This is a genomic window from Microbacterium sp. AC132, assembly GCF_979258525.1.
The window spans coordinates 448,603-468,733 of record NZ_OZ409862.1 but is presented as its reverse complement, the minus strand read 5'-3'; the positions used below and the strand labels follow the sequence as shown (position 1 = coordinate 468,733).

The following is a 20,131-nucleotide window of genomic DNA, read 5'->3' as shown; positions in this document are numbered from 1 at the left end:
GATGAGGTGCTTTCGATGGGGAGGGCCGGACGGAGAGCGAGTCCCCGTCCGGCCCGGACGTGCGATTACTTGTTGACGGCGAAGCCCTGCGAGTTGCCGTACTCGACCAGCGCGTCCTGCCAGGTCATGAGGCCCTCGTTCAGGTCGGTGCCGTTCTGGTACGACTGGCCCACGGTGTCTCCGAAGATGCTGTTGCCGTAGACCTGGTAGGGCAGGTAGCTCCAGCCCTCGACCACGTCGTCGGCCGCTGCGGCGAGGACCTCGTTGATCTTCTGGCCGCCGAAGTACTCGGGCGCGTCGGCGAGGAACTCCTCGCTCGACAGCTCGGCGGTCGTCGACGGGAATCCGCCGGACTCGAGGAACGTCGAGATGCTCTCCTCCGAGTTGTTCAGCCACCACAGGAATCCGGCGGCGAGTGCCGGGTTCTTGCTCTGCGTGGTCACGGCCTGGCCGCCGCCGCCGTTCTCCGCCGTCGCCGGGGTGCCGTCGTAGGTCGGCATCGGAGCGACGCGCCAGTCACCGGCACCGTCGGGGGCGCCCGTGATCAGGTTGCCCGGCATCCAGGCGCCGATCACGAGGGTCGCGAGGCTGCCGTCGCCGAGAGCGCGGAACCACTCGTCGCTCCAGCTGCCGTAGGGCGCGAGCAGGTCCTCCTCGACGAGGCGGTTCCAGTTCTCGGTCCACTTCTTCGATCCGTCGTCCTGCAGGTCGATCGTGACGTCGGTGCCCGACGTGTCGAACGGCTTGCCGCCGGCCTGCCAGATCATCGAGGTCGCGAAGCCGGCGTCGCCGGTGTCGTTCGTGATGTAGGCGTCGGGGTTCGCGGCGTGGATCGCCTTCGCCGCCTCGTAGTACTCGTCCCACGTGGTGGGCACGGCGACGCCGGCGGCGTCGAACACGGCCTTGTTGTAGAAGAGCGCCATGGGGCCGGAGTCCTGCGGGAGGCCGTAGATCGCGTCGCCGTCGGTGACGGAGTTCCAGGTCGAGGCGGTGTAGTCGTCCTCGAAGTCGGCGAAGCCGTACTGCGAGAGGTCGACGAAGGCATCCGTCAGCGCGAACTGCGGGAAGGCGTAGTACTCCATCTGCACGACGTCGGGGGCGCCGGAGCCCGCCTTGATGGCGTTCTGCAGCTTGGTGTACTCCTCGTTGTTGGTGCCCGCGTTGACCACGTTCACCTTGACGTTCGGGTACTCCTTCTCGAACGCCTCGACCTGAGCCTCGGCGGAGGGGTCCACGACCAGTACGTTATCTCGCCCCCTTCTCGAGAGCGGCCTCGACGGAGTCGAACGAGCCGTCGCCGGCAGCGCTGCCGCCGGAGCCGGAGTCGCCGGTGCTGCAGCCGGCCAGCGCCAGCGCTGCCACGGTTCCGGCCGCGAGCACCGTGAGGGTGCGCCGTGCGGCGGGTGAGGGAAGGTGCTTCATTGCTGTGTCCTTTCGGGGGTGCGGTCCAGCGTCGGACCGACAGGGGGGCGGTGCGGAGGGTGCCGGAGGCTACTGCTTGACGCTTCCGGCGGTGAGACCTGACTGCCAGAACCTCTGCAGCAGCAGGAAGGCGATGACGATCGGGATGATGGTGAGGAGAGAGCCCATGATCACGAGGTTGTAGATCGGCTGAGACCCGGCGCCGATCGCCTGAGCGCTCCACTGGTTCAGGCCGACGGTGAGCGGGTACCAGGCCGGGTCGGAGAGCATGATCAGCGGCAGGAAGTAGTTGTTCCACGTCGCGACCACGGTGAACAGGGTCACCGTCACGATGCCCGGTGCGAGCAGTCGCATCGAGATCGTGAAGAAGGTGCGGAACTCTCCGGCGCCGTCGATGCGCGCCGCTTCCAGCAGCTCCGTCGGCACGGACTCCGACGCGAACACCCAGATCAGGTACAGGCCGAACGGGCTGATCAGCGAGGGGATGATCACTGCCCACGGGGTGTTCGTGAGCCCGAGCTCGCTGAAGAGCAGGAAGGTCGGCACGGCGAGGGCGGTGCCCGGCACGGCGACCGCGCCGAGCACGACGGCGAACACCGCGCGGCGGCCGGGGAAGCGGTACTTCGCCAGGCCGTAGCCGGCCATGGTGGCGAGCAGCGTCGCGCCGCCGGCGCCGACCACGACGTAGAGCAGCGTGTTGCCGAGCCAGCGCAGGAAGATGCCGTCCTGATACGAGAAGGTCGCCACCAGATTGTCGACGAATGCGAAGTCGTCGGAGAACCAGAGCCCGAACGAGCTGAACAGCCCGGACTGCGTCTTGGTCGAGCTGAACAGCAGCCAGACGAGCGGCACCAGTGTGTACAGGGCGTACATCACCATGACGATCAGCAGGATCTTCGACTTGCGCGGATTCATCAGATCGTGGCGCTTCTGCGAGGGACGGGCGAGGGGGAGTGCCATGTCAGCGCACCTCCGACTTCGAGCCGCGCAGCTGCACGACGTAGGCGATCACTGCGGTGATGACGCCCATGATGATGGCGATCGTCGCGGCGTAGTTGAACTGCTGTCCGGCGAACGAGAGGTTGTACGCGTACATGTTGGGGGTGAAGTACGTCGTGATCACGTTCGGAGCCAGGGGCCGCAGGATGTTGGGTTCGTTGAAGAGCTGGAAGCTGCCGATGATCGAGAAGATCGTGGCGATCACGAGAGCACCGCGCACCGAGGGGATCTTGATCGAGAAGATCGTGCGCCAGGCACCCGCGCCGTCGAGCGACGCCGCCTCGTACATGTCGGTGGGGATGGTCTTCAGCGACGAGTAGAAGATCAGCATGTTGTAGCCGACGAACTGCCAGGTCACGATGTTGCCGATCGAGACCAGGATCCACTCCCGGGCGAAGGGCGTGATGAGGTCGCTGCCGAGGAAGTCGTTGAAATTCGACGTCAGACCGAACTGGTCGCCGTAGATGTACCCCCACATGAGCACCGCGACGACCGCGGGCACCGCGTACGGCAGGAAGATCAGGATGCGGAAGAACGATGCGCCGCGCAGGCGTGCGCTGTCGAGGGCGAGCGCCGCGGCCAGCGCCAGGACGAGCATGATCGGCACCTGCACCACGAGGAACAGCACCACGCGGCCGAAAGCCTCCCAGAACTGCGGGTCGGTGAGAGCGCGGACGTAGTTGTCGAAGCCGACGAACGCCGTGCCGCCGATCAGCTTCTCCTGGAAGAAGCTGAGGTAGAGCGCGTAGGCGAGCGGGGTCAGGAAGACCAGGGCGAAGACGACCATGAACGGGCCGACGAAGGCCCATCCCTTCCAGTCGCGCTTCTCACGCCGGCGGATGCCGTGGTCCGCCAGGGCTGCGGAATCTTGAGTCGTCATTGACGAGAACCTTCTTAGAGATCGGGCGCTCACGGCGCCGTGTGTCAACGTCAACATATTCGATGCACTGCTAGTGTGTCAACGTCAACACATGAATGGATGAGTGCTCGTGACCTCGGTACAGTCGGCAGAGCCGCCGCAGCGGCGGCGAGACCCCTCCATGGAGGACGTGGCCCGCGAGGCCGGCGTCTCCGGACAGACCGTGTCGCGCGTCGTGAACGCGCGCGGCTACGTCGGCGCGGCCACCAGGGAGCGCGTCGAAGACGCCATGCAGCGGCTCGGCTACCGGCCCAACAGTGCGGCTCGTGCGCTGCGATCCGGCCGATTCCGGGCGATCGGCGTCATCATGTTCTCCTTCAGCTCGTACGGCAACCAGCGCACGCTCGATGCGATCGCCGTGCGCGCCTCGCAGATGGGATACGCCCTCACCCTCATCCCCGTCGAGTCGAGTGCCCGCGACACCGTCGCGGGAGCCTTCCGCCGCCTGGAGGAGCACGCCGTCGACGGGATCATCATCGTGATCGAGGCGCATCAGCTCGACGAGGCCGAAGTCGAGATCCCCGACGGTCTGCCCGTCGTGCTCGTCGACTCGAACCGCGGCACGACTCACCCGTTCGTCGACACGGATCAGGCTCAGGGTGCGCGCCTCGCGACCGAGCACCTGCTCGACCTCGGCCATGAGACCGTCTGGCACGTCGCAGGACCGGCGAAGTCCTACTCCGCAGAGCGTCGACGCGAGTCCTGGCGCTCGACTCTCATGGATCGCGGCATCGAGGCACCCGAGCCGCTGCAGGGCGACTGGTCAGCCGAATCCGGCTATCGCGCCGGGCTCCGCCTGCGTGACGACGACGGCGTCACGGCCGTGTTCGCGGCGAACGACCAGATGGCGATCGGCGTCGTGCGGGCATTCCGCGAGGCCGGTCGAGACATTCCCGGCGACGTCAGCGTGGTCGGGTTCGACGGCCTGCCGGATGCCGCCCAGCTGTGGCCGCCGCTGACCACGGTGCAGCAGCATCCCGAGAAGGTCGGCGCTCTCGCGGTCGACGCCCTCCTCGCCGAGCTCGATGGGGGAGAGCGCAGTCAGACGCCGCTCGTCGGCACCGAGCTCATCGTGCGCGAGAGCTCGGCCCCGCCGCGCGCCGCGCGCTGACTCCGGCATCCTCTCGCGCGCCCTCCCTCACTTCCAGCTCCCCGAGGTCAGAATCCGCTGATCCGGCGGAAGGGAAGGAGAGTCAGCGCCAGATGGCGGCGATGCCCGCGTTGAGGGCGGTCAGGATGCCGACGAGCCAGAACATCGCGGGCGGCACTCTGCCGGACTTGCGCTGCTTCGACGTGCCGATGCCGAGGAGCGCACCGATCGCGAGCAGCACCACGAGCTTCGTGCCGATCTTGGCGTAGTTCATCTCGACGCCCTCCGGCAGACCCCACGGAGCGGCGAGGGCGAGACCCGCGATCGCTGCGATGGTCATGCCGATGCTCATCAGGCGCGTGAACTCGCGCTTGCCGCCGAACGCCTGCACCGCCCAGGCGCCGAACAGCACGGCGAAGCCGATGAGATGGACGAACAGAACGACGTGCCGCAGAGTCTCCATGCCCTCACGGTACGAGCACGCGGGACGTGCGCGCCACCAAGGGGAGGCTGACCTACGGGGCAGGCTGACCTCAGCCCACGCGAGGGCCGGCCTCAGCCGCGCAGCGAGCGCACCAGGAGGGCCGTGCGCAGCGCGGCATCCGCAGCCTCCGCGCCCTTGTCCTCCTTCGAGCCCTCGAGTCCGGCGCGGTCGAGACCCTGCTTCTCGTCGTCGAGCGTCAGCACGCCGAATCCGACGGGCTTGCCCGCGTCGAGCGAGACCCGCGTCAGTCCGTCGGTCGTGGCTGCCGAGACGTATTCGAAGTGCGGGGTGCCTCCGCGGATGATCACGCCGAGTGCGACGACGGCATCCGCTCCACCTGCGAAGGCGGCTTGGGCGGCGAGGGCGAGTTCGAACGACCCCGGCACGCGGACGAGGCGGTAGTCGGCGTCCGCGTCATCGAGCACACGCTGGGCGCCGGCGATGAGGCCGTTCGTGATGACGTCGTGCCAGGTGCCGGCGACGATGACGACCTTCAGGCCTCGTCCGTCGATCTTCTCGGTCTTGGGTGCTCCTGCGCCGCTCATGCGTCGTCCTTCCGTCCGTCGGCGAGAGCTTCTGCGAGCTCCGCCTCACCGATGATGTGACCCATGCGGTCACGCTTGGTCTCGAGGTATTGATGGTTGTTCGGTCCGACGCCGACGATCAGCGGCACCTGCTCGACGACATCGAGTCCGAGGGTGCGCAGCTGGTTCACCTTGTCGGTGTTGTTGGTCAACAGGCGAACCTTCGAGACGCCGAGATCGGCGAGGATGCCGGCCGCAGCCGCGTAGTCCCGCGCATCCGCGGGAAGCCCGAGTGCGAGATTCGCATCGACCGTGTCGAGCCCCTCCTCCTGCAGGCTGTAGGCACGGAGCTTGTTGATCAGGCCGATTCCGCGACCTTCATGGCCGCGCATGTAGATGACGATGCCGCCGTCCTGCTCGATCGCGTCGAGGGCGGCGTCGAGCTGCGGGCCGCATTCGCATTTGAGCGACCCGAAGGCCTCTCCGGTCAGGCACTCGGAGTGCACGCGCACGAGCGCGGTCTCGCCGGGCTCGCCCGACACGACGGCGATGTGATCGGTGCCGGTCACCCGGTCCTTGTAGGCGAGGAACCGGAACGTCCCGTGCGTGGTCGGCACGGTCGCGTCTGCCCGCAGGCTGACACGACGACTGGCGCGTTCGGGCGACCAGCCGGTGGGGTCGACCTCGTTGAGGTGGGCGATGAGCTGCTCGATCGTGATGACCGGCATTCCGTCGCGTGCACCCAGCTCGATGAGTCCGGGCAGTCGCATCATGCTGCCGTCCTCTGCCACGACCTCGGCGATCGCGCCCACGGGCCGCAGGCCCGCGAGCTTCATCAGATCGACCGCGGCCTCGGTGTGGCCGCTGCGCTCGCGCACTCCGCCGTCGACGGCGCGCAGCGGCAGGACGTGACCGGGGCGGATGATGCTCGTCGCGGTCGAATCGGGATTCGCCAGGACGTTCAGCGTGTGCGCGCGGTCGTGCGCGCTGATTCCGGTGGTCACGCCTTCGGCCGCGTCGACACTCACGGTGTAGGCGGTCGAACGGGCGTCCTCGGAGGCGGCCACCATCGGCTGCAGGTTGAGGTTGTCGGCGAGGTCGGCGGGCATCGGCGCGCAGATGAACCCGGACGACCAGCGGACCGTCCATGCCACCCATTCGGGCGTGGCGAGCTCGGCCGACATGATGACGTCGCCCTCGTTCTCGCGGTTCTCGTCGTCTGCGACGAGCACGGGGCGCCCCGCGCGAAGGGCCTCGAGGGCTTCGGTGATGGTGGAAAGGCTCATCGCGAGCCTCCTTCCGGTGCTGCCCGGAACGCCAGCAGGCGCTCGACGTGACGGGCGAGGATGTCGGTCTCGAGGTTGACGCGGTCGCCGACCGCGCGGGAGCCGAGGGTGGTGGCGGCGAGAGTCTCGGGGATGAGCGAGATCTCGAACCAGTGAGCGTCCGCGTCGACAGCGCTGACCGCGCTCACGGTGAGGGAGGTGCCGTCGACCGAGATGGAGCCCTTGTCGACCACGAGCGGCGCGAGGTCGTCGGGCAGCGAGATGCGCAGCACGCTCCACTGCTCGCCGGGTCGCACCTCGAGGACATCGCCGACGCCGTCGACATGTCCCTGCACGATGTGACCGCCGAGCCGCGCGCCGACCGGCATCGCCTTCTCGATGTTCACGCGGGTGCCGACGGATGCGCCGCCCAGAGCGGCCACGTCGAGGGTCTGCCTCATGACGTCGGCGTCGAAGGTGTCGCCGGTCGAGTCGACGACGGTGAGGCAGACTCCCGAGACCGCGATGGACTCGCCGTGCACGGCGTCGGAGACCGCCTTGGGGGCGCGAACCGTCAGCCGCCAGCCGTCTCCGGCGGGCGCGATAGCGGTGATCTCGCCGATCTCCTCGATGATTCCGGTGAACATCAGGCGGCTCCTTCTTCGGTGGTGAGCGCGGGATGAGCGATCGCGAGCAGGTCGGACCCGAGGGGCTGCCACTGGTCGATCGTCAGTCGTCGGGCGGCGTCGATGGATCCGACGCCGATGTCGGTCAGTGCCAGCCGGTCGCCGCCGAGCAGCACCGGCGCGATGTAGACGAGCACGCGATCGGCGAGCCCCGCGGCGACGAAGGCGCTCGCGAGCGTCGGGCCCCCCTCGATGAACACGCTCTGGATGCCGCGAGCGTGCAGGTCGGCGAGCACGGCATGCAGATCATGGGTGTCGTAGAAGAGCGGAGTCTGCGGATGCCGGCGGATCGCCGCATCGTCGGGGGTGATGCGCGAGCCGATCACGACCGGGACGGGCTGGTGTTCATGGAGCGCCTCGCCGTGGCGAGCCGTCAGCGAGGGATCGTCGGAGAGCAGAGTGCCTGTGCCGACGACGATCGCATCGGCCGCAGCGCGACGTCGATGGACGTCCGCGCGGGCTTCAGGTCCCGTGATCCACCGGCTGCTGCCGTCGGATGCCGCCGCGCGGCCGTCGAGGGACTGCGCCCACTTCACGGTGACGTGGGGGCGGCCGAGGCGCTGAGCGGTGAGCCAGCCGTCGATGATGCGGTGTGCGACATCGCTCTGTTCGCCCGCATCGACGCTGACGCCCGCCGAGCGGAGGCGGTCGGCACCGCCGCCCGAGACGGCTCCCGGATCGTCGAGGGCGTAGACGACACGCGAGACGCCGGCCTCGATCAGCGCGACGGAGCAGGGGCCGGTGCGACCGGTGTGGTTGCACGGTTCGAGGGTGACGACGGCGGTCGCCCCCTCGGCGGCACCGGCGGAGAGTCGCGAGAGGGCATCGACCTCGGCGTGGGGCGTTCCGGCGCCGTGATGCCACCCTTCGGCGATGATCTCGCCGTCGGGGGAGAGGATGACGGCACCGACCTGCGGGTTCACTCCGCGAGGTCCGAGCGTCGCGAGCTCGAGCGCACGGGTCATCGCCCGGCGTTCCGCCTCGTTCACTGCCATCCGTGGTCCTCTCTGAGGCTCCGGGGGATCTCCTCGAGGGAGACGTCGGCAGAACGCGCGCGCGGCGGCGCACCGTGCTGCCTCCCTTCCGGACTAGCGAGGCTGGGCCTCGCACCACCGTCGGTCCCGGAATTCCACCGGATCGGCATCTCGGAGAACCGAGACGCTCGCGGACTGTCACCGCCGGTTCGGATTCTCACCGACCCCGGAGCACGTTGATGCTCTGAGTGTACTCAACACATCCGGATGCATTTCATTCCGCGTCGAAGTGCTACTTGAGCAGCCGTGACAACCGACGATCGGCGAGCGGTTTGCCACCGGTCTGGCACGTGGGGCAGTACTCCATCGAGCGATCTGCGAAGAAGACGCTGCGCACCGTGTCGCCGCACACGGGGCAGGCCTCGCCACGACGGGCATGCACCTGCATCCCACGGCGCTTGGCGTCTTTGAGGTCGGCCGGCGGCTTGCCCGAGGCCTCGGCGACCGCATCCGCGAGAGTCGTCTGCATGGCGGCATACAGGCGATCGACCTCGTCGTCGTCGAGCTTGTCGGCGATCGCGTACGGCGACATCCGCGCGGCGTGCAGGATCTCGTCGGAGTAGGTATTCCCGATTCCGGCGATCACGCCCTGATCGCGGAGCAAGCCCTTGATCTGCGTGCGCCGCCCCTGGAGCAGACCGCCGAAGACCTCCCGGGTGAACGACTCGTCGAGAGGGTCGGGCCCGAGCCGGGCGATCCCCGGGACGTCCTGCGGGTCGCGCACGACATACACGGCGAGCGACTTCTTGGTGCCGGCCTCGGTGAGGTCGAATCCGCTCTCGTCGTCGAGGCCGACACGGACGGCGATGGGCGACTTGCCGGGTTTGATCGGCGTCGTGGGCAGCGTCTCGTACCAGCGCAGCCAGCCCGCCTTGGCCAGGTGGAAGACGAGATGCAGGTCGTCGCCGCACGAGAGCACGACGAACTTTCCCCGTCGAGAGGCCGCAGTGATCTGCTGACCGTGCAGTGCGGAGTTCGGCGGGTCGTATGTCTTGAGCGCGGCGATCGCGCCCACGCTGGTTCGCACGATCGTCCGCCCCACCGCGCGCTGGGTGAGGAATGTGGTCAGGCCCTGTACTTCCGGCATCTCCGGCATGCGTTCATCCTGCCATCGGGGTCGGACACGCGACTAGAGCACCGGCCAGTCGACCGGTGTGCGGTCGTCGGATGCGAGGAGTCCGCCGAACCAGCCGTCGTCGCGGCCGCGCTCGCTCGTGAGCGCCTGGCGTGCGAATCCCTCGTAGCGGAACCCGAGCGCCCTCGCCGACCGTGCCGACGCGATGTTGCCCGCGACCGCCCGCCAGCCCAGCCGTGCGAGACCGAGCTCGTCGAAGCCCCAGTCGACGACGGCGCGCGCGGCCTCGACGAGGTAGCCGTTGCCGCGCGCGGCAGAGGTGACCCAGTATCCGAGCTCCGCGTGCCCGCCGGTGTGGTGCGGCGTGATGTGGTGCAACCCGATCGAGGCGACGAGCTCCTCGTCGCGATACGCGCACCAGATCGTCTGGCTCCCGTCGGCCCACCACTCGCCGATCAGGCGCACATAGTCCGCGGCGTGCTCTCGCGTGTAGGGGCTCGGCACGGTCGTCCACCGCGGGATCTCCGGATCCTGGCAGGCTGCGACGATCGCGTCGATGTCCGACTCGTCCGGCACATGCAGCGTGAGGCGGTCCGTGGTGAGGGTGACCGGTTCCATCCCGGAATCCTACGGGTCGGAGAACGCGTGTGCGCGCGGCTCCCGGTCCCGGTGTCGGCGGCCGCGACTAGGCTTGTCCGGTGACTGTTCCGGGGATTCTGCGCGCCTTGGAAGAGGCGTCTCTTTTTCGTGACGCCCTCGGCTGGGCGCAGACCGATGCCGATCTCGGCCTCGTCGACGGCCTCGACGCGCCGGCGCTCGCCGGCCTGCTCGAGAAGCGCCGCGCCGCAGGTCATCCCGCAGCGCTGCTGACCGTCGTCCCCACGGGGCGGCGCGCCGAGAGCCTCGCCGCGGCGCTCGGCGCCTACATCCCCGACGCCGAGGTCGTGACCTTCCCCGCGTGGGAGACACTGCCGCATGAGCGACTGAGTCCCAGCCCCGACACCGTCGGTCAGCGACTGCAGACCCTCCGTCGCGTCGCCGAGTGGTCGGGTGATCACCCCCTCGTCGTCGTCGCGTCGGTACGAGCAGCGCTCCAGCCCATCGCCGGCAACCTCGGCGAGATCGCTCCGCTCGAGCTGCGCGCCGGCACGCGCGGTCATGAGCTCGACCGCGTCGTCGAGCAGCTGGTCGAGCGCGCCTACTCGCGCGTCGATATGGTGTCGCGTCGCGGCGAGTTCGCCGTGCGCGGCGGCATCCTCGATGTCTTCCCCGCGATCTCGGAACACCCCTTCCGCGTCGAGTTCTTCGGCGATGAGGTCGACCAGATCCGCGCGTTCTCCGTCGCCGACCAGCGCTCGCTTCCGGGCGACGTCGACGGCGTCGATCTGCCTCCGAGCCGCGAGCTGCTGCTGACCCCCGATGTGCGCGATCGTGCGCGGGCGCTGATCGGCGGCTTCCCGGCGATCGCCGGCATGCTCGAGAAGATGGCAGAGGGCATTCCGGTCGAGGGAATGGAGTCGCTGCTCCCGGCGGTGTCCGGTCCGCTCAAGTCCCTGGCCGAGTATCTGCCCGAGGGCAGCGCGACCGCGGTCGTCGATCCCGAGCGCTCCAGCGCGCGGGCCATCACGCTGGGCGAGACGAACCGCGAGTTCCTCGATGCGGCCTGGAGCGCGGCGACGTCCGGCGCATCGGCTCCCATCGACCTCGGCGCCGGCGACTTCCTCACCATCGCCCGACTGCGCGAGGTCGTCCGCGACCGTGGCGGCGTGTGGTGGCGGCTGAGCCCGTTCGCGATGGGCGGCGAGGACGCCGAGACCATCGACGCCCAGGTCATCCCGTCGTTCCACGGCAACGTCGACGGCGCGATCTCGTTCGTCGACGCCAAGGTGGCCGAGGGGTGGCGCGTGGTGGTCATCGCCGCCGGTGCCGGACTCGTCGACCGCGCCCGCGACGTGCTCTCCGACCGCGGCATCGCCGCGCGCATCGTCTCCGAGCTCATCGAGGCGCCCGACACCGGCGTCGCGACGCTCGTCACAGGGTCCGTCGAGGCCGGCTTCCAGATCGGCGAGGCGAAGCTCGCCGTCCTCACCGACAACGAGTTCTACGGCCGCACCATCGGCGGCGACCAGCGGGTCGTCAAGAAGCTCGCCTCGCGCCGCAAGAACGTCGTCGACCCGTTGCAGCTCAAACAGGGCGACTTCGTCGTGCACAACACCCACGGCATCGGCCGCTTCGTCGAGATGACGCAGCGCGAGGTCTCCACGGGGGGCCGCAATGCGACCAAGTCGGTGCGCGACTACCTCGTGCTCGAGTACGCGCCGTCGAAGCGCGGCTACCCGGGCGACAAGCTCTACGTGCCGACCGACCAGCTCGACCTGCTCTCGAAGTACGTCGGCGGCGAGGGCCCCACGCTCTCGAAGATGGGCGGCAGCGACTGGTCGCAGGCGAAGGGCAAAGCGCGCAAGGCAGTGCGCGATATCGCCGTCGAGCTCGTCAAGCTGTATTCGGCGCGGATGAGCGCCAAGGGGCATGCCTTCGGTCCGGACACGCCCTGGCAGCGCGAGCTCGAAGAGGCGTTCCCGTTCGCGGAGACCCTCGATCAGCTGCAGACCATCGACGAGATCAAGGCCGACATGGAGCGGCCGATCCCGATGGACCGCCTGCTCTCGGGCGATGTCGGGTTCGGCAAGACCGAGGTCGCCGTGCGTGCGGCGTTCAAGGCGATCCAGGACGGCAAACAGGTCGCGATGCTGGTGCCGACCACGCTTCTCGTGAAGCAGCATCTCGAGACCTTCACCGAGCGCTTCGCCGGATTCCCGGTCAAGGTGCGGCCGCTGTCCCGCTTCCAGACCGACAAGGAGGCTCGTCTCACGCTCGACGGCCTGCTCGACGGCACGGTCGACATGGTGATCGGCACGCATCGCATCCTCACCGACCAGGTCATGTTCAAGGATCTCGGTCTGATGATCATCGACGAGGAGCAGCGCTTCGGCGTCGAGCACAAGGACACCCTCAAGAAGATGAAGACCAACGTCGACATCCTCGCGATGAGTGCGACGCCGATCCCGCGCACGCTCGAGATGGCGGTCACCGGCATCCGCGAGATGTCGACGCTCGCCACCCCGCCGGAGGACCGGCATCCGATCCTCTCGTTCGTCGGCCCCCGCAGCGACAAGCAGATCGCGGCGGCGATCCGGCGCGAGATCCTGCGCGAAGGACAGGTGTTCTTCGTGCACAACCGTGTGCAGTCGATCCAGCGGGTCGCGGCACAGCTCGCCGAGCTCGTGCCCGAGGCGCGCATCGCGGTCGCACACGGTCAGATGGGCGAGCACGCGCTCGAGCAGGTCGTCGACGACTTCTGGGAGCGCAAGTTCGACGTGCTCGTCTCGACGACGATCATCGAGACCGGCCTCGACATCTCGAACGCGAACACGATCATCATCGACCGCGCCGACAAGTACGGACTCAGCCAGCTGCATCAGCTGCGCGGACGTGTCGGGCGAGGTCGCGAGCGTGCGTACGCCTACTTCCTCTACGACGAGATGAAGCCGCTGAGCGAGACGGCGGCTGACCGACTCCAGACGATCGCCGTGAACAACGACCTCGGCTCCGGCATGCAGGTCGCGCTCAAGGACCTCGAACTGCGCGGCGCGGGCAACCTGCTCGGCGGCGAGCAGGCCGGGCATATCGCCGGCGTCGGATTCGATCTCTACCTTCGGATGATCGGCGAGGCCGTCGCGACGTTCCGCGGCGAGGATGTCGAGTCGGGACAGGAGCTGCGACTCGAGCTGCCTTTGGACGCGCGCATTCCGGAGCACTACATCGACAGCGAGCGACTCCGTCTCGAGGCTTACCAGAAGCTCTCCTCCGCCTCGGCGGCCACGGCGAAGGACGACGCGATCGACCTCGTCATCGACGAGCTCACCGACCGCTACGGCACCCCGCCCGACGAGGTCGAGGGTCTGATCGCCGTCGCACGTCTGCGTCGGCGCGCGGCCAGAGCAGGACTCTCCGACGTGGTGGTCATGGGATCGAACCTGCGCATCGCGCCGGCGCGGCTCGAGGACTCGATCAAGGTGCGTCTGCAGCGGCTGTATCCCAAGGCGAAGCTGGTCGCCGGGGGTGAGGCCCTCGTCGTGCCCATGCCCACCGTGCCGGCCGCCGTGGGAGTCGGCCTCGAACCGCTGCAGGCGGCCGAGCTGCTCGAGTGGGTCGGGCAGCTGTTCACCGCGATCTTCCCCGAGCCCGTCTCGGCCGAGAAGACCGTCGACGCCTAGGCGCGGCGCAGCGACCTCGCGTGCGTCACAGCGAGAACCCGCCGTCCGTGGTCAGCACCTGACCCACCACCCAGGAGCCGGCGTCGGTGCACAGCCAGCCGATCAGCCGCGCCGGGTCGTCCGGTCGACCGACTCGGCCGAACGGCGTGCCGGCGATCCATTCGTCGACGCCGGAGAGATCGCGATCCGTGGTGTCCGCATCGAGGTAGCCCGTGTTCACGGGGCCCGGGTTGACGGTGTTCAGCACGATCCCGACGTCGAGCAGCTCCGCCGCCGTCGACCGCGTGATGCCCGCGAGCGCGGCCTTGCTCGTCGCATAGGAGATCTCTCCGCGCATCGCTCCGTGGCCCTGACCGGAGGTCATCCAGATGACGTGCGCCGTCGGCTTCTCGAACGGGCCGAGTGAGGGGATGCTGTCGCCCGGGCGGGCGACGAGGGTGTCCGCGCCGCCGAGCTCGACCCGGACTCGACGCGCCAGGCCCGCGGTGAGCAGCAGTGATGCGCGCGCGTTCGCCTGCCAGTGCGCGTCCAGCCGGTCGGCGGTCATGTCGAAGATCGTCCCGTCGCCTCCGCTCATCGCCTGATTGCAGACGACGATGTCGAGCCGTCCTGACAGCGAGGACGCCGCATCGAGCAGCGGTTCGATGCTGTCGGGGTCACGGAGATCCGCCTCGGCGTCGCCCATCACCGCTCGGGATGCGAGCGAGTCCCGGATGCCGGTGCGGACGGCGTCGAGATCGTCGCCGCCCCAGGGGTGGTCGAGATCATGCGGGCGGAAGTGATGGACGAACACGTTCGCGCCGAGGGAGGCGAGCGTCGTGGCGGTCGCGAATCCGATGCCGCGCCTGCGCGAGACGCCGGTCACGAGCGCGGTGCGTCCGAGCAGGGGAAGGTCGGCGGAGTGCATGAGGATGCCTTTCGATCGAGGATGCCGCGGCATGCCGAGGGGCGGCCGGAGGCGGGGGAGAGATCGAGTCACCTGCATTGCATGGGCGTCAGCGTAGCAGGACGCCGCCGTCGGCCTTCTCGTCCCGTGCGCCGCACCACTACGCTGGCGTCATGTTGTACGAGCACCTCGGGACTCGGCCCCGGATCCATGACACCGCCGTCGTCGCTCCCACCGCCGTGATCTCCGGAGACGTGACGATCGGACCGGACTGCCAAGTGCTGCACGGCGCCGTGATCACCGCCGAGGGCGGGCCCATCACGCTTGGCGAGCACGTGATCGTGATGGAGAACGCGCTCATCAGGGCGACGGCCGCGAACGCCGTGCACATCGGCTCGCACACGCTCGTCGGAACCCTCGCGAGCATCGCGGGTGCGACCGTCGGCGAAGAGGTCTTCCTCGCGTCGGGCGCCCGGATCTTCAACGGCGCGCTGGTCGGGGACCAGTGCGAGGTGCGCGTGAACGCCATCGTGCACCGGCGGGCGGTGCTGCCGTCCGGCACCGTCGTGCCGATCGGCTGGGTCGCGGTCGGGGATCCCGTCCAGCTCCTCTCTCCCGACCGCGAGGAGGAGATCTCCGCGGCCCAGCCCGAGCTCGACTTCCCGGGGCACGTCTTCGGCGTGGACCGCGACACCCCCGACCTGATGGTTCAGCTGACCGAGCGGTACGGCAGTTCCCTGGCCCGGCATGCCGACGACGTGCGTCTCGATGCCGACGGCCACGCGGCGGGCCGAGGGTGAGTGACGGGGCAGGGCTCGTCCGACCGGACATCAGCACGGAGGACGCCGCGCTGATCGCTCGCGACTGCTACGGGGTCGACGCCCAGGCGAGCGAGCTCGGGAGCAACCAGGATCGGAACTTCGTCCTGATCGAGCCGGACGGATCACGCAGCGTGCTGCGCGTCGACAACCCGGTGTTCGGCGACGACGCGAGAGCCGCGCAGCATGCGGCGCTCGACGCCTACCGTGCAGCCGGCGTTCGTGTTCCCACCGTGCTCCCCGGGCTCGACGGTGAGCTCACCCAGCGCTGGCGAGGATTCGCGGTGCGGCGCAGCGAGTTCGCTGAGGGCGAGCCGATGGTCGACGCGGGCTATCTCGCTCCCGTCGTCCTGGGGGAGTTCGGCACGCTGGCTGCGGCGTCCGTGAACGCGCTCGCAGGTCTCGTGCATCCGGGGCTCGACCGTGAGCAGATGTGGGACATGCGCGTCGCGTACGAGCAGATCATCGCGCTGGCCCCGGCAGTGACCGAGGCCGCACTGCGCGTGCGCGTGCGCACGGCAGCCGATGAGGCTCACGCCGCTGTCTCGACCGTCGCTGCCGGCCTGCCTGTGCAGCCGATCCATGGCGACCTGACCGACGACAACGTCACCGGAATGCGCGGTGCCGACTCGCGGCTGCATCCGCACACGGTGCTCGATCTGGGAGACCTGGGTCTCGGTTGGCGCGTCGCGGAACTGGCTGTCTGCGTGTCGTCGATGCTGCACCATGAGCCGGAGCGCCCGCTTCGCGCACTCGACACCGTCGCGGCGTTCCACGCCGATGCCCCGCTCACTCGCGACGAGGCGGTCGCGGTGTGGCCCCTCGTCGTGCTGAGAGCAGCGCTGCTCGTCGCGAGCGGCTGGCGTCAGCTCGCGATCGACGGGGACAACGACTACGCCCGCGAGAGGATCGAGGGGGAGCAGGCCATCTTCGACGCGGCGACCGCCGTTCCGCTCGCCGAGATGTCCGAGCATGTGCTCGCGCGGCTCGGTTTCGCGTCTCCGGAGTTCGAGATGTCGGATGCCGAGACTCCGGATGAGACTCCGGATGCAGGGACTCCGGATGCTGGGACTCCGGATGCCGAGATTCCGGGTGCCGAGATTCCGGGGGACGCTCCCGACGTGCCTGACGCTCCCGACGTACCCGACGCTTCCCGCCGGGAACTGTCGATGCTGCTTCCCGATCTCGACGGCCGAGTCCTCCTGGTCGATCCGGGCATCGAAGCCGAGGGGCTCGATGCAGGGCGCTGGTCGCATCCGGATGCCGAGGCGATTCTCGTGGCCGAGGCCCACGCGGCGGGTGCTCGCGCTGCCGTGGTTCCCTACGGCGTCTTCCGGCTCACCCGGACGACCGTCGACGCCGTGAGCGCGGCCGCCACCTGGCCGGTGGAGACGGAGGTGCATGTCGCCCCCGGTCCGTCGTCGCGACTGGTCGCACCGACCGCGGGGGAGCTGAAGATCACCGACGACGGGGTGCGCATCGAGCTCGACGGCGGGTGGAGGCTCGCGCTCCGTGGCACCGACATCGAGCCGAATCGCAGCGGGAGAGTCGAGAGGGGCGAGAGCATCGGCAGGCTCGCCGCATCTTTCGAGAACCGCACGATGGTCATCGGGCTGACGCGAGGGGATGCTCCGCCGCTCCGCTCCCCGCTGCCGAATCCGCCGATCGCCGCGCGGCTCGTTACCCCGGAACGCGTCGCGGCCTGGCGTCGCTTCACCGCGGACCCCGCTCCGCTGCTGGGCCTCCGGTCCGCCGCGCAGCACGACGAGGCCGGTCAGGAGCTCGAGCGCCGCGAGCGCATCTTCGCGGCCGCACAGGAGCGCTATTACGAGCACCCGCCGCAGATCGAGCGAGGCTGGCGGCACCACCTCGTCGACACGACCGGTCGCAGCTACATCGACATGGTGAACAACGTCGCCGGGCTCGGCCACGGGCACCCGCGAGTCGCGGCGGCGGCGAACCGCCAGCTGAAGACTCTCGCCACGAACTCCAGGTTCCTGTTCCGCGGCCTCGCCGAGTACAGCGAGCGACTCATCGCGCTGATGCCCGAGGGGAGCGGCCTCGACACCGTGCTGCTCGTGAACAGCGGATCGGAGGCGGTGGACCTCGGCATCCGTCTCGCGCAGGCGGCCACCGGCCGACGAACTCTCGTCGCGTTGCGAGAGGCCTATCACGGGTGGACGATGGCGAGCGATGCGGTCAGCACCAGCGCCTATGACAATCCTGATGCGCTCGCGACGCGTCCCGACTGGGTGCACGTCGCCGATGTGCCCAACTCGTTCCGCGGCACGCACCGCGGCCAGGACTCGGCGGACCGGTACCTCGCCGACCTCGCCGCCGACCTCGACCGACTCAGCGTCGAGGGCCGGGATCCGGCCGGGTTCGTGTGCGAGTCCGTGCTCGGCAACGCGGGCGGGGTGGTCCTTCCCGACGGATATCTGACCGGTGCGTACGACCTCGTGCGTTCACACGGTGGCCTGTGCATCGCCGACGAGGTGCAGGTGGGCTTCGGGCGCATGGGATCCACGTTCTGGGGATTCGAGCAGTCCGGAGTGATCCCCGACATCGTCACGATCGCGAAGCCGATGGGCAACGGCTTCCCGATCGGCGGCGTGATCACCTCGAAGAGGATCGCCGACGCGCTGAGCGAGCAGGGCCAGTTCTTCTCCTCGGGCGGTGGCAGCACGCTCAGCAGCAGCGTCGGCCTCGCGGTCCTCGATGCCATGGTCGAGGACGACCTGCAGCGCAATGCGCTCGACGTCGGTCGGCATCTGGCGGAGTCGCTCCGTGGACTCGCGCTACGGCATCCGATCGTCGGGCCTGTGCACGGGCAGGGTCTGTACCTCGGGGTCGAGCTCGTGCGCGACCCCGAGACCCTGCACCCGGCGGCGGCCGAGGCGGCCGCGATCTGCGAGAGGCTTCGCGAGCTCGGCGTGATCGTGCTCACCACCTCGGAGCGCTCGAACGTGCTGAAGATCAAACCCCCGCTCTGTCTGTCGGTCGAGAGCGCCGACCATGTCGTCGCGATGCTCGACCGCGTGCTCACCGAGGGCTGGTGATCGAGCGGGGTCTTCGAATCGAGTCGGTTGTCGGCATGTTAAATGCGTATTTCGAATCAGATCCGCTCTTCCGCTGACGAATCTCCGGGGTACATACTGAGCGTCAGTGTCGGACCGCCCGAAGTCCGGCCCATGCGCTGTTCCCGAAGGAGTACTCATGGTCACGCCCATCAAGACGAAGCCGCTCGCGCAGGGCGGAGGAACCCTCCGCCGCAATCTCGGCCTCTGGGCGATCGTCGGTCTCGGACTCGGCTATATGACGCCGACCGTCGTCTTCGACACGTTCGGCATGGTGGCTCGCGACACCGACAACGTCGTCCCCGCGGCCTACCTCGTCGCCCTCGTCGTGATGGTGTTCACCGCCATCAGCTACGGCAAGATCTCCCGCGCCATCCCGAGCGCCGGGTCTGCGTACACGTACGTCCGCGAGTCGATCCACCCGAACCTCGGGTTCATGGTCGGCTGGACCTCGCTCATCGACTATGTGCTGCTCCCGATGGTCAACTGCCTCATCATCCGCAGCTACCTCGAAGCGCTCTTTCCCGACATCCCCGGCTGGATCTGGGTCGTGCTGTACTGCATCCTCGTCACGAGCATCATCTACATGACGATGCGCGGCACCTCGAACATGAACATGATCCTGCTCGTGTTCTCGATCGTCGTGATGGTCGTGTTCGTCGTCATGGTCGTCGCGCAGCTGATGCGCGGCGAAGGAGCGGGCACGATCGCATCGGCCGCGCCTTTCATCCACGACGGTGCGACGATCGGCGCGGTGCTCATGGGCGCGACGATCGTCTGCTTCTCGTTCATCGGGTTCGACGCCGTGACGATGTACGCCGAGGAGGCGAAGGATCCGAAGACGATGCCCAAGGCGATCCTGCTGACCGTGCTGCTCGGCGGCGCGATCTTCCTCGTCGCCGCGTACGTCACGCAGCTGCGCTTCCCCGACTGGAACGAGTTCGCACCCGGTGGCGACATGCAGTACGTCGAGGATTCGACGCTGCCGATCATCGGAAACCTCGTCGGGGGCAACGTGCTCATGGCCGTGCTGACCGCCGCCGGGTTCTGCGCCACGCTCGCCTCGGGTCTCGCCTCGCACGCATCCGTCTCGCGGATGCTGCTCGTGATGGGTCGCAACAACGTCCTTCCGCAGAAGGCCTTCGGCTACATCAACCCGCGCACACACACGCCCACCTTCAACATCGTGCTGGTCGGCGCGATCTCGCTGCTCGCGATCCCGTTCACCCTCGAGCTGATCGCGGCGTGGATCAACTACGGCGCCCTGATCGCGTTCACCTTCGTCAACATCTCGGTGATCGCCTGGTTCGCCGTGCGCAAGGGGCGGCGCCACACACCGCGCGACATCTTCTCGTACATCGTGATGCCGGGCATCGGCATGCTCCTCACGGGTCTGCTGTGGGTGAACCTGCACTCCGACGCCCTGACAGGGGGACTCATCTGGACCGCTCTCGGCCTGATCTACCTCGCCGTGATCACGAAGGGGTTCCGCAAGAAGGTGGTCGCGTTCGATGAGAACCAGGCGGTGACCGGGTTCAACAAGGTCGTGAAGGTGCCGGTCGACGAGAACTGAGA

At 68.6% G+C, this 20,131-nt stretch carries 15 protein-coding genes, 1 pseudogene and 1 riboswitch; of the genes and pseudogenes, 5 read left to right on the top strand and 11 right to left on the bottom strand.

The features are described from left to right. Positions 1-65: 65 nt before the first annotated feature. From ACZZZQ_RS02195 to ACZZZQ_RS02185, 3 genes and pseudogenes are all read right to left on the bottom strand, one after another. A pseudogene (locus ACZZZQ_RS02195) lies at positions 66-1,422 on the bottom strand (ABC transporter substrate-binding protein). 69 nt (positions 1,423-1,491) lie between these two features. Then, complete coding sequence (locus tag ACZZZQ_RS02190) at positions 1,492-2,337, bottom strand: carbohydrate ABC transporter permease (RefSeq protein WP_056277856.1); 846 nt, start codon at positions 2,335-2,337, stop codon at positions 1,492-1,494. 46 nt (positions 2,338-2,383) lie between these two features. Next, entirely contained in the window at positions 2,384-3,301 is a 918-nt protein-coding gene (locus tag ACZZZQ_RS02185) for a carbohydrate ABC transporter permease (protein WP_056277859.1), read from the bottom strand. Positions 3,302-3,461: 160 nt separating this feature from the next. Here ACZZZQ_RS02185 and ACZZZQ_RS02180 point away from each other — a divergent pair, with 160 nt between their 5' ends. Then, on the top strand, positions 3,462-4,451 hold the full coding sequence (locus ACZZZQ_RS02180) for a LacI family DNA-binding transcriptional regulator (protein ID WP_187249589.1): 990 nt from the start codon (positions 3,462-3,464) through the stop codon (positions 4,449-4,451). A gap of 82 nt (positions 4,452-4,533) precedes the next feature. Here the strand turns inward: ACZZZQ_RS02180 and ACZZZQ_RS02175 are convergent, their stop codons facing one another. From ACZZZQ_RS02175 to ACZZZQ_RS02145, 7 genes are all read right to left on the bottom strand, one after another. Continuing rightward, entirely contained in the window at positions 4,534-4,893 is a 360-nt protein-coding gene (locus ACZZZQ_RS02175) for a Fe-S protein (protein WP_463506789.1), read from the bottom strand. Positions 4,894-4,985: 92 nt separating this feature from the next. Next, positions 4,986-5,459, bottom strand: coding sequence for a 6,7-dimethyl-8-ribityllumazine synthase (ribH, locus tag ACZZZQ_RS02170; protein WP_053095484.1), 474 nt, complete (start codon positions 5,457-5,459; stop codon positions 4,986-4,988). Further along, on the bottom strand, positions 5,456-6,724 hold the full coding sequence (gene ribA / locus ACZZZQ_RS02165) for a GTP cyclohydrolase II (protein ID WP_463506788.1): 1,269 nt from the start codon (positions 6,722-6,724) through the stop codon (positions 5,456-5,458). Before ribA ends, ribH begins: the two co-directional genes overlap by 4 nt. Continuing rightward, positions 6,721-7,350: a riboflavin synthase gene (locus ACZZZQ_RS02160; RefSeq protein ID WP_072590953.1), complete on the bottom strand. Its 630-nt coding sequence runs from the start codon at positions 7,348-7,350 to the stop codon at positions 6,721-6,723. Before ACZZZQ_RS02160 ends, ribA begins: the two co-directional genes overlap by 4 nt. Beyond that, entirely contained in the window at positions 7,350-8,384 is a 1,035-nt protein-coding gene (gene ribD, locus ACZZZQ_RS02155; protein ID WP_463506787.1) for a bifunctional diaminohydroxyphosphoribosylaminopyrimidine deaminase/5-amino-6-(5-phosphoribosylamino)uracil reductase RibD, read from the bottom strand. Before ribD ends, ACZZZQ_RS02160 begins: the two co-directional genes overlap by 1 nt. Positions 8,385-8,455: 71 nt before the next feature. After that, positions 8,456-8,601, bottom strand: a riboswitch (FMN riboswitch). Between the two features lie 54 nt (positions 8,602-8,655). Then, entirely contained in the window at positions 8,656-9,519 is an 864-nt protein-coding gene (locus ACZZZQ_RS02150) for an Fpg/Nei family DNA glycosylase (RefSeq protein WP_463506786.1), read from the bottom strand. Positions 9,520-9,552: 33 nt separating this feature from the next. Then, positions 9,553-10,116, bottom strand: coding sequence for a GNAT family N-acetyltransferase (locus ACZZZQ_RS02145; RefSeq protein ID WP_463497571.1), 564 nt, complete (start codon positions 10,114-10,116; stop codon positions 9,553-9,555). Positions 10,117-10,196: 80 nt separating this feature from the next. Between ACZZZQ_RS02145 and mfd the strand changes: the two genes are divergently transcribed. After that, positions 10,197-13,775 carry a transcription-repair coupling factor gene (gene mfd, locus ACZZZQ_RS02140; protein WP_072590957.1) on the top strand — a complete coding sequence of 1,193 codons (3,579 nt, stop codon included), beginning with the start codon at positions 10,197-10,199 and terminating at the stop codon, positions 13,773-13,775. 25 nt (positions 13,776-13,800) lie between these two features. Here the strand turns inward: mfd and ACZZZQ_RS02135 are convergent, their stop codons facing one another. Continuing rightward, positions 13,801-14,682 (bottom strand): SDR family oxidoreductase, encoded by an 882-nt coding sequence (locus tag ACZZZQ_RS02135; RefSeq protein WP_463506785.1) that lies wholly within the window; start codon positions 14,680-14,682, stop codon positions 13,801-13,803. 152 nt (positions 14,683-14,834) lie between these two features. On the opposite strand from ACZZZQ_RS02135, the gene ACZZZQ_RS02130 reads away from it, so the two are divergent. From ACZZZQ_RS02130 to ACZZZQ_RS02120, 3 genes are all read left to right on the top strand, one after another. Continuing rightward, positions 14,835-15,461: a gamma carbonic anhydrase family protein gene (locus ACZZZQ_RS02130; protein WP_400340614.1), complete on the top strand. Its 627-nt coding sequence runs from the start codon at positions 14,835-14,837 to the stop codon at positions 15,459-15,461. Beyond that, entirely contained in the window at positions 15,458-18,538 is a 3,081-nt protein-coding gene (locus tag ACZZZQ_RS02125; RefSeq protein ID WP_463506784.1) for an aminotransferase, read from the top strand. Before ACZZZQ_RS02130 ends, ACZZZQ_RS02125 begins: the two co-directional genes overlap by 4 nt. Before the next feature lie 157 nt (positions 18,539-18,695). Then, positions 18,696-20,129 carry an APC family permease gene (locus ACZZZQ_RS02120; protein ID WP_082297762.1) on the top strand — a complete coding sequence of 478 codons (1,434 nt, stop codon included), beginning with the start codon at positions 18,696-18,698 and terminating at the stop codon, positions 20,127-20,129. The last annotated feature ends 2 nt before the right edge of the window (positions 20,130-20,131 follow it).

Bases quoted from the DNA above. Each gene is read 5' to 3' on its own strand.
- ACZZZQ_RS02130 (WP_400340614.1), top strand. From the start codon at position 14,835: ATGTTGTACGAGCACCTCGGGACTCGGCCCCGGATCCATGACACCGCC.
- ACZZZQ_RS02190 (WP_056277856.1), bottom strand. From the start codon at position 2,337: ATGAATCCGCGCAAGTCGAAGATCCTGCTGATCGTCATGGTGATGTAC.
- ribA (WP_463506788.1), bottom strand. From the start codon at position 6,724: ATGAGCCTTTCCACCATCACCGAAGCCCTCGAGGCCCTTCGCGCGGGG.
- ACZZZQ_RS02145 (WP_463497571.1), bottom strand. From the start codon at position 10,116: ATGGAACCGGTCACCCTCACCACGGACCGCCTCACGCTGCATGTGCCG.
- ACZZZQ_RS02135 (WP_463506785.1), bottom strand. From the start codon at position 14,682: ATGCACTCCGCCGACCTTCCCCTGCTCGGACGCACCGCGCTCGTGACC.
- ACZZZQ_RS02120 (WP_082297762.1), top strand. From the start codon at position 18,696: ATGGTCACGCCCATCAAGACGAAGCCGCTCGCGCAGGGCGGAGGAACC.
- ACZZZQ_RS02175 (WP_463506789.1), bottom strand. From the start codon at position 4,893: ATGGAGACTCTGCGGCACGTCGTTCTGTTCGTCCATCTCATCGGCTTC.
- ACZZZQ_RS02185 (WP_056277859.1), bottom strand. From the start codon at position 3,301: ATGACGACTCAAGATTCCGCAGCCCTGGCGGACCACGGCATCCGCCGG.
- ACZZZQ_RS02150 (WP_463506786.1), bottom strand. From the start codon at position 9,519: ATGCCGGAGATGCCGGAAGTACAGGGCCTGACCACATTCCTCACCCAG.
- ribD (WP_463506787.1), bottom strand. From the start codon at position 8,384: ATGGCAGTGAACGAGGCGGAACGCCGGGCGATGACCCGTGCGCTCGAG.
- ribH (WP_053095484.1), bottom strand. From the start codon at position 5,459: ATGAGCGGCGCAGGAGCACCCAAGACCGAGAAGATCGACGGACGAGGC.
- ACZZZQ_RS02180 (WP_187249589.1), top strand. From the start codon at position 3,462: ATGGAGGACGTGGCCCGCGAGGCCGGCGTCTCCGGACAGACCGTGTCG.
- ACZZZQ_RS02160 (WP_072590953.1), bottom strand. From the start codon at position 7,350: ATGTTCACCGGAATCATCGAGGAGATCGGCGAGATCACCGCTATCGCG.